Raw genomic sequence first — 8,323 nt, forward strand, 5'->3', positions numbered from 1 at the left:
GAATCATTGCCCGGGGCGGCGTTTCGGTCAATGCGCCAGCGCAGGATTGTTGAAGCGCGCCGCGCTTGGTGGGCCGGGCAGGACTCGAACCTGCAACCAGACCGTTATGAGCGGCCGGCTCTAACCATTGAGCTACCGGCCCCACCGAGCCCGGAGCGGGCTTCGCGCCTGTTTAGACCGATTTCCGCGCCTCTTGCAACGCCGCGCTTGCGTTCGCGCAGGGGCAGGGGAGTCTTGTTGCGGCGCGGAAGACGCCTATTTATAGCCGATCCGCCGTCAGGAGGCCCAGATGACCTCGAAAACCTTCAAATTCGCCCGCACCGATGAGGAATGGCGCGCTCTGCTCACGCCCGAGCAATATGACGTGTTGCGCCGCCACGGCACCGAGCGTCCGGGCTCCTGCGCGCTCAATCACGAAAAGCGCGCCGGCGCCTTTTATTGCGTGGGCTGCGGGCAGGAATTGTTCCGCGCCGCCGAGAAATTCGAGAGCGGCACAGGATGGCCGAGCTTTTTCGATCCGCTGCCGGGCGCGGTCGAAACCAGCCGCGACGCCAGCCATTTCATGGTTCGCACAGAGGTGCATTGCAGCCAGTGCGGCGGTCACCTCGGCCATGTCTTTGATGACGGGCCGCCTCCGACCCATCTGCGCTACTGCATCAATGGCGTCGCGCTGGACTTCAAGCCGGATTGAGCCTTTCGGATTTGAGGCTTGCCAGATTGAGTCTTGCAAAATGACGCGAATCGAATCCGGCGCTGGCGATTTCGCGTGAAAACGTTTATGAGCGCGGCAAGGGATGAGGCTCCCATCAGCTTCAGGGACGTTCTATGCGCAAGGTTGTCGGCGCCAAGTTGCACGGGATCCACGTGACAGACGCCAATATCGATTATCATGGCTCTATCACGCTCGACCCCGATCATTGCGAGGAAGCGGGAATTCTGCCGCTGGAATTCGTCGAGATCTGGAACAAGAATTCCGGAGCGCGGATCTCCACCTATGTCATCCTCGGCGAACGGGGATCGCGCTGCTGCATCCTCAACGGCGCCGCGGCGCGCACCTGCCAGCCGGGCGACCAGATCATCATCTGCAGCTCGATCTATATCGACGCGGACGAGATTCCCGCGCTGCGCCCCAAGGTCCTGGCCTTCGACCGCGAGAACCGCGTCATCGACCGCCTTTCCTATCAGGTCGATCTCGACGAATCCGGCCGTTACCGCTTTTCCATCCGCGACGAAAACGGCGCGGCCCAGCCCATTCCGCTGAAGGCCAAGATCTGACCCTCAAGATCTGACCTTCGCGCATCGCACAGGACGCCGGAACGAAAAAGCGGCCAAGCGCCGCTTTTGGCTTTTCCGGGCAGCCCTTGAATCGAACCGCCCGCTTCCGCATGCAGGCCGCGCCTGGACGGGAAGGGCCCGAGGAGTGAAAGATGAACGCACGCCTGTCGCTGCCCAAGGAAAAGATCAAGGTTCTGCTGCTCGAAGGCATTCATGAGAGCGCCGTCCAGCTGTTCCACGCCGCCGGCTACACCAATGTCACGCGGCTGACCAAGGCGCTGGATGGCGCGGAGCTGCGCGAAGCGCTGCAAGGCGTCCATATCGTCGGCATCCGCTCGCGCACCAAGCTGAAGGAAGAGGTGTTCGAAGCCGCCGACCGCTTGATCGCGGTGGGCTGTTTCTCGGTCGGCACCAATCAGGTGTCGCTGCCGTCCGCCCGGGTGCGCGGCATCCCCGTCTTCAACGCGCCATTCTCCAACACCCGCTCGGTGGCGGAACTGGTGATCGGCGAAATCGTGATGCTGTTGCGCCGGATCTTCTCGCGCGCGGTCGCCGCGCATGAGGGCGGCTGGGACAAGAGCGCCACCGACAGCCTCGAGGTGCGCGGCAAGACGCTCGGCATCGTCGGCTACGGCAATATCGGCAGTCAGCTGTCGACGCTCGCTGAAGCCATGGGCATGAAGGTGATCTATTTCGACATCATCGACAAATTGCGCCACGGCAACACCGAGTCCTGCGACACGCTGGACGAGTTGCTTGCGCAATCGGACGTGGTGAGCCTGCATGTGCCGGAGACGCCGCAGACCAAGAACATGATGGGCGAGGCGCAGTTCGCCGCCATGAAGAAGGGCGCCTATTTCATCAACAACGCCCGCGGCACGGTGGTCGATATCGACGCGCTGGCGGCGGCGCTGAAGAGCAAGCACCTGCGCGGCGCGGCCGTGGACGTGTTCCCCAAGGAGCCGGCGGCCAATGGCGAGAAATTCGTCTCCCCGCTGCAGGGGCTGGAGAATGTCATCATCACCCCGCATATCGGCGGCTCGACCGAAGAGGCGCAGGAGCGGATCGGTTCGGAAGTCGCGCGCAAGCTGATCGATTATTCCGACGTTGGCTCGACGCTGGGCGCGGTGAATTTCCCGCAGGTGCAATTGCCGCCGCGTCCGAACGGCACGCGCTACATGCACGTCCACCGCAACGTGCCCGGCATGATGGGCAAGCTGAACGACATCTTCTCGAAGCGCGGCATGAACATCGCGTCGCAGTTCCTGCAGACGGATGGCGAGGTCGGCTATGTCGTGATCGAGGCGGACGGCACCCGCGAGGATTGCGAACAGGTGCTGGAGGAGATCCGCGAGCTGGAAGGCACCATCCGCGCCCGCATCATCTACGAGCGCTGATCGGCCGCTGCCCACAAGGCAAAAGCGCCGTCGCGAGACGGCGCTTTTTCATTTCCTAAACTTATTTCTGCTTGGCGATGATCTGGTCCTTGATGGCGTCATAGACGCCTTGCGGGATGATCTTCTTCTGGACCAACTCATCCTTGCCCTTATAGGGGCGGCCGGCGACGATCGCCTTGGCGCGGACGTCGCCGACGCCCTTGAGCGCCTGCAGATCGGCCAGGCTCGCGGAATTGATGTCGAGCAGGGCGGGCTTGGCGGGCGTGGCCGCCGCGGGGGCGGGCGCCGGCTTGGCCGGGGCCTCGGCCAATGCAGGCGCGGCCAGCGCGAAAAGGGCGGCGGCGGCGAAAGCGCGCAAAATCTTCTTCATGGCGATATACCTTCCCGTGAGGGCGAGTCAGCGGCGACAAAACAACGCGCCGCCCGCCGAAGCTTCAACATTCGTCGCCCGCCGTCAACTTTGACGGCGAGGCGCAAAATTTTCCGCCGCGCGCTTGCCCGAGAGGCATGGGGCCAGTATGGTCCGCCCCCAATATCCGCCGAGTCGGACATTGGGGCGTCGCCAAGCGGTAAGGCAGCGGATTTTGATTCCGCCATACGGAGGTTCGAATCCTCCCGCCCCAGCCACACATTCCCTGGATCTGAGACGGACAGCGTACCAGCCGTAGACGCCCTCATTCCGTGGCCGTTTGCGGGGCGAGAATCGCCCTGGAGACCAGAGACCGGCAAACTGGTGTCTTTGGCGGCGGAAAATGACGCCCGGTCTCTAACCTCGATTTTCCAATCTCCGGAATTTGCCGGTCGCCAAAGTCGAGAGCGGTTCGCATTTGGCGCAGACCGGTTCGCAATCGGGCCCACGACCCGGGTCGCCCGAGGGCGGACTGCGCCTGGACGTCAATGCGGATTGGTGGGTCAGGCGAACCCGAGCTGCTTTTCTTGCTCGGCCCAGACCATCGGCAGACCCCGGGCGAGCCGGGTGACGGTCAGATCGGCTGGCACTCGACCCTCAGTGATCGCCTCGATGATGCGCGGCGACAGATAGGCCAGCGGGGCCAGGAACCGGACATGACGCTCGGCCAGCTTCTCGCGTTCAGAGATCGTCCTGAAGTCGGTCGTTAGATCTGCGCTAATCGCATCGACCCATGCCCGCGACCGGGCGATCGCCGACAGCAGCGCCGATCGGGTCGCCTCATCCATCACGTCGCCGACCGATGGCGCATGCGCGACCCCTTTCTGCAACGACTGGTTTGGCGTGAACGGGATCGAAAGCATAGGAGTATCGTCCGGATCGCGCGCCGCGCCCACGGCATCGCAGTGGCGCAGGACGATTTCGATATGATCTTTGCCCACGATGGCCCGAGCGACGTGCTCCCGGATAAGCTCGCGATCGGATGCGGTGTGGTTCGCTGCGCTGGCTGCGCGTATGAAATTGGCGATCAGCAACTCGACATCGGGGGCAGAAACTCTGGCGACGGAGCCTACCTCCGCTTTCTGGCCCTGCAACAATGCATGCGAGACATAGTAGCGGTAACGCACGCCGTTCTTGTTGGCGTGGGTCGGCGTCATGGGATTGTTGCGATTATCGAAGATGCGGCCGGTGAGCAACGAAGGCGATGACGCTCTTATCGTCGATCGCTCGACGGTTTTTTCCATGAGCAGCGTCTGCGCCGCCTCGAACAAATCCCGTTCGAGAATCGGTTCATGCTCGCCTTGATGAACTTCGCCGCGATAAACGATCTCTCCGATATAGAACCGGTTCTTGAGGAGATGGGCGAGCGGGCCGACTCGGTAACAATCCGCCGCGACCGCTCGGCCGTTGGTCAATTGCCGCGGCTTCGGCTTGAGGCCTTCCGCATTGAGTGAGGCGGCGAGCGCGCTGAGAGACCCGATCGCAAGGTAGTTCTTGAAAATCTTGCGGACGAGGTCAGCTTCGTCCGGCACGACCTGCAACTTTTTGTCGACGCTGCGGTAGCCGAGCGGGACCGGTCCTCCGACCCAAATACCCTTGCGTTTGGAAGCCGCGATCTTGTCCCGCACGCGCTCGCCAATGACCTCCCGCTCGAACTGGGCGAAGGACAGCAGCACGTTCAGGGTCAGGCGGCCCATGCTCGATGTCGTGTTAAACGATTGGGTGACCGAGACGAACGACACATCGTGCTCGTCGAACAGTTCAACCAGCTTTGCGAAGTCGGCGAGAGACCGGGTGAGACGGTCGACTTTATACACCACGATGATGTCGATTTTCCTGGCGCGAACCTGGTCGAGCAAGAACTGCAGGGCAGGGCGGTCTAGCGAGGCGCCGGACAGGCCGCCGTCGTCAAAGTGGGCGGGAACCAACATCCAGCCTTCATGCGCCTGGCTCTTGATATAGGCTTCACAGGCTTCGCGCTGGGCGTCGAGCGAATTGAAGGCCAGATCGAGATTATGCTCGGTCGACTTGCGCGTGTAGATCGCGCAGCGCTGGTGTTTTGGCGCGGCCTGCTTCATGGCGCGCGCTCCGAGGTCGAACCTGCCCGCACAGAAGAACGACGCCCGCCTGCACGGGCAGATGCCGTCTGAACGCCTGACGATCCGCCCTCGTCTGGCTGCGTGGGCTCCTTCTTAGACCGGAGACCGAAAAACCGTGGTCCGTTCCAGCTCGTGCCCGTGATCTTTTTCGCGATGGTCGAGAGACTGTCGAAGTTGTGCCCTTGCCAGCAGAACCCGCCTGGGACGACAAGCACCTCGTGGACGACGCCCTGATACTCCCGAATGATGACCGAGCCTACCTTGACCTGCCGCGGCGCCTCGACGCCCGGCCTGCCTAAACAGCGAAGCAGCCGGGCCGTCGATGCGCCCATGTCGCTCAGTGCTGCTGCCTGCAGTCGGTACGAGATCGCCCGCGCCAGCAGGTCCCTCGAAAACGCGGCGGGCGGATCCGAAGCAAACGTCTTCCGCCAGTAACTTCGCAGTTGTTCGATGTTCATGGCGCCGATGCTGGCGAGCGTCCCCGCGAGCGGTTCAGCCGACGCGGGCGTCGGCTGAACCATACTTGTCTTGCGCGCCATGATCAGGCCGCCGCAGCAACTAGCGTGGCGACGATCCGGTAGACCGAGGCCGATCCGTCTTCGCGTGTCCGCTTGATCGAAAAGCCGCGCTTGCGAAGTCCCGTCAGCGCGGCGCGCGTGGTATGAGGAAGCCAACCGGTGGCTTCGACCAACGCGTCCAGGGTTACGCCCGTGCTGGCGCTGAGCATCTCGATCAGCTGCGCCTGTTTGCTTCCAGCTCGGGGGGCGTTCCGGTCGTCCGCCACCTTGAGAGAGCGATCGACCGGCCACTCCTTCGCCGTTGAGACGTTCTCCCCCGCCGGCCGCTGGTCCGTCGGACGCGGCGCCTTCGACGCTGCATCCACATCCGCCCCGATTGCATTGCGGCCGGCGCGCGTGATCACTAGACTGATCGGACGATCGTCCTCGTCTTTGCGCCAGATAGGCATGCCGGATTTGGATCGGACCTCCCGCATCAGCTTGCGAGTGACCAGGCTCGATCCGACTTTCGAGGCGACCGCCTTGTTCATCTTCGCCGGCATGATTGCGATCCCGTCGTCACGCGCGGCCGCCGCCGACAGCACGATCAGCTGGGTTTCCGTGAGTTTGGCCATGATGTTCTCCTCGTCTAGCGACAACGTCCGTTGTCACCAGCACGACCCCGCATTGGCCTCAGGCCGGCGGGGCAGGAGCGCCTCATGGCGGCGCGCGCCCACACTACCGCTCTGTTCGCGGCCGAAGTCCAGTCGGCTCTTGCGGGGCGTTTCAAGGCTGCTTTGCGGCGGGAAAAGCCACAACGATAGAGTCATCACTTCGTGCCAGCTAATGACCCGGCTATGGGGAAAAAGTAACAGCAGCCCTCCGAAGGCAGAGGTCAGGGGTTCGAATCCCTTCGTGTGCGCCATTAAAGTCAAATAGTTAGCTGAAAGAATGCGGGACCGTGCCGAGGCTTAGCTAGCAGATAGCTGGCAGCAGCGCGGTTTTCGAGCCTCACCGGATGCGCGTAAAGCCGGAGCGCCTCTCTAACATGACCATTGCCCCTCGGGGGGATTCATTGAACCGCTTTGATTGACACCGGATCCGATTGTCCGAAGGGCCGCTTTGGAAGGGATTGTGTTGAAAAACTCCGCTTGAGAGCGGCGCGGCATCCTGATTCACTTCTTCTGGCGACAGGGGATTCGGTCGATGATGGGCGAGCGGACAGTGATGCAGGAGGCTCTGTTTTACGGCTTCAGCCTGGAGCGCCATGTCCCGAGCGAACATATGCTGCGCAAGATCGATCGCTTCGTCGATCTAACTGGCCTTCGAGCGGAGCTTGAGCCTTATTACAGCAGTGTTGGCCGTCCCTCGATCGATCCGGAGTTGATGATCCGGATGCTGCTGGTGGGCTATTGCTACGGCGTCCGTTCCGAGCGGCGGCTGTGTGACGAAGTTCACCTCAATCTGGCCTATCGCTGGTTCTGCCGATTGGGCCTCGACGGCGACGTTCCGGATCACTCGACCTTTTCCAAAAACCGTCATGGCCGTTTCCGCGACAGCGATCTTTTGCGTCGCCTGTTCGAAACGGTAGTGGCGCGCTGCATGAGCGAGGGGGTGGTAGGCGGCGAAGCCTTCGCCGTCGACGGCAGCATCATCGTCGCCGACGCTCACCGTCAACGCGGCGTGGCGAACTCCAGCGCCTTGGAGCCGGACTCGAACCGCGCGGTCACAGAATATCTGTCCGTCCTCGATGACGCGGCCTTCGGTGGCGCGACGCCGGTCGAGCCAAAGTTCGTCTCGCCCACCGATCCGGCGGCGCGCTGGACCGCGGCGCGCGGCGGGCCCGCCGTTTACGCCTATGCCGACAATTATCTGATCGACCTCAAACACGCGGTGATCATGGACGTTGAGGCCACCACCGCCGTGCGTCAGGCGGAAGTTGCGGCCGCCAAGACGATGATTGAGCGAACCGCAAACCGGCTTGAAGTTACGCCTTCGCGTTTGGCGGCGGATACCGGCTACGGCTCGGCCGAAATGCTCGCCTGGCTGGTAGGTGAGCGCGGGATCGAGCCGCACATTCCGGTGTTCGACAAATCGGAGCGCACAGACGGGACCTTTTCACGCGCCGAGTTCGCGTACGACAAACAAAGCGATGTCTATGTCTGCCCGGCCGGAAAGCGGCTGCAAAAATACCGGCGCGCGTTCACCACGCCGCGGATCGGCGTAGATAAGGACAACATGATCCGCTACCGCGCCAGCAAGCTCGACTGCGACGCCTGTGCGCTGAAAGCCAAATGCTGCCCGAACACTCCGGCGCGCAAAATCCCGCGCTCCATCCATGAAGCCGCTCGCGATGTGGCGCGCGCCATCGCCAAGACAGAGGCCTACATCGTCTCACGCCGAGAGCGAAAGAAGGTCGAGATGCTGTTCGCACACCTCAAACGCATCCTCCGCCTTGATCGACTGCGGCTTCGCGGCCCCTGGCGCGCACGCGATGAGTTCCTACTCGCAGCGAGCGCCCAGAATTTGCGGAAAATGGCCAAGCTGATCCCCGCACAGGCGCCAATCATGGCCGCATGAGGCGCCAGGAGCCTCATCAACCTTCGCAGCAATCGCCATTGATCGCTCCCAACGCCAGACAGAGGT

8 protein-coding genes and 3 tRNA genes are annotated in these 8,323 nt (G+C 62.6%); 6 read left to right on the plus strand and 5 right to left on the minus strand.

Annotated elements, in window-relative coordinates:
* Positions 1-66: 66 nt before the first annotated feature.
* Positions 67-142 (minus strand) — tRNA-Ile (locus QM467_RS18545).
* Between the two features lie 147 nt (positions 143-289).
* Here QM467_RS18545 and msrB point away from each other — a divergent pair.
* The 3 genes from msrB to serA all read left to right on the plus strand — a co-directional run bounded on the left by msrB (position 290) and on the right by serA (position 2,672).
* The gene (msrB, locus tag QM467_RS18550) at positions 290-691 is read left to right on the plus strand and encodes a peptide-methionine (R)-S-oxide reductase MsrB (protein ID WP_283367823.1); all 402 of its coding nucleotides are present in this window, start codon (positions 290-292) and stop codon (positions 689-691) included.
* A gap of 134 nt (positions 692-825) precedes the next feature.
* Complete coding sequence (gene panD / locus QM467_RS18555) at positions 826-1,275, plus strand: aspartate 1-decarboxylase (RefSeq protein WP_283367824.1); 450 nt, start codon at positions 826-828, stop codon at positions 1,273-1,275.
* A 152-nt stretch (positions 1,276-1,427) separates the two neighbouring features.
* Positions 1,428-2,672: a phosphoglycerate dehydrogenase gene (gene serA / locus QM467_RS18560; RefSeq protein WP_283367825.1), complete on the plus strand. Its 1,245-nt coding sequence runs from the start codon at positions 1,428-1,430 to the stop codon at positions 2,670-2,672.
* Positions 2,673-2,733: 61 nt separating this feature from the next.
* On the opposite strand, the gene QM467_RS18565 is transcribed toward serA, so the two are convergent.
* Complete coding sequence (locus tag QM467_RS18565; RefSeq protein WP_283367826.1) at positions 2,734-3,042, minus strand: ComEA family DNA-binding protein; 309 nt, start codon at positions 3,040-3,042, stop codon at positions 2,734-2,736.
* 182 nt (positions 3,043-3,224) lie between these two features.
* On the opposite strand from QM467_RS18565, the gene QM467_RS18570 reads away from it, so the two are divergent.
* Positions 3,225-3,299: transfer RNA gene (locus QM467_RS18570), tRNA-Gln, on the plus strand.
* Between the two features lie 285 nt (positions 3,300-3,584).
* On the opposite strand, the gene QM467_RS18575 is transcribed toward QM467_RS18570, so the two are convergent.
* From QM467_RS18575 to QM467_RS18585, 3 genes are read right to left on the minus strand one after another with little or no spacing between them, the layout of a single operon-like run.
* A complete protein-coding gene (locus QM467_RS18575) occupies positions 3,585-5,159 on the minus strand; it encodes a recombinase family protein (protein ID WP_283367827.1) in 1,575 nt (524 codons plus the stop codon).
* A complete protein-coding gene (locus tag QM467_RS18580; RefSeq protein ID WP_283367828.1) occupies positions 5,156-5,719 on the minus strand; it encodes a DUF2924 domain-containing protein in 564 nt (187 codons plus the stop codon). Before QM467_RS18580 ends, QM467_RS18575 begins: the two co-directional genes overlap by 4 nt.
* Before the next feature lie 2 nt (positions 5,720-5,721).
* Entirely contained in the window at positions 5,722-6,312 is a 591-nt protein-coding gene (locus QM467_RS18585; RefSeq protein ID WP_283367829.1) for a DUF3489 domain-containing protein, read from the minus strand.
* Between the two features lie 218 nt (positions 6,313-6,530).
* Between QM467_RS18585 and QM467_RS18590 the strand changes: the two genes are divergently transcribed.
* Positions 6,531-6,602, plus strand: a tRNA-Arg gene (locus tag QM467_RS18590).
* Positions 6,603-6,883: 281 nt separating this feature from the next.
* Positions 6,884-8,257, plus strand: coding sequence for an IS1182 family transposase (locus QM467_RS18595; protein ID WP_283367830.1), 1,374 nt, complete (start codon positions 6,884-6,886; stop codon positions 8,255-8,257).
* Positions 8,258-8,323: the final 66 nt, after the last annotated feature.

The organism is Rhodoblastus sp. 17X3 (assembly GCF_030056575.1).
Taxonomy (GTDB): domain Bacteria; phylum Pseudomonadota; class Alphaproteobacteria; order Rhizobiales; family Beijerinckiaceae; genus Rhodoblastus.

Coding starts and splice junctions, on each gene's coding strand:
- QM467_RS18565 (WP_283367826.1), bottom strand. CDS start 3,042: ATGAAGAAGATTTTGCGCGCTTTCGCCGCCGCCGCCCTTTTCGCGCTG.
- panD (WP_283367824.1), top strand. CDS start 826: ATGCGCAAGGTTGTCGGCGCCAAGTTGCACGGGATCCACGTGACAGAC.
- QM467_RS18580 (WP_283367828.1), bottom strand. CDS start 5,719: ATGGCGCGCAAGACAAGTATGGTTCAGCCGACGCCCGCGTCGGCTGAA.
- QM467_RS18575 (WP_283367827.1), bottom strand. CDS start 5,159: ATGAAGCAGGCCGCGCCAAAACACCAGCGCTGCGCGATCTACACGCGC.
- QM467_RS18585 (WP_283367829.1), bottom strand. CDS start 6,312: ATGGCCAAACTCACGGAAACCCAGCTGATCGTGCTGTCGGCGGCGGCC.
- serA (WP_283367825.1), top strand. CDS start 1,428: ATGAACGCACGCCTGTCGCTGCCCAAGGAAAAGATCAAGGTTCTGCTG.
- QM467_RS18595 (WP_283367830.1), top strand. CDS start 6,884: ATGATGGGCGAGCGGACAGTGATGCAGGAGGCTCTGTTTTACGGCTTC.
- msrB (WP_283367823.1), top strand. CDS start 290: ATGACCTCGAAAACCTTCAAATTCGCCCGCACCGATGAGGAATGGCGC.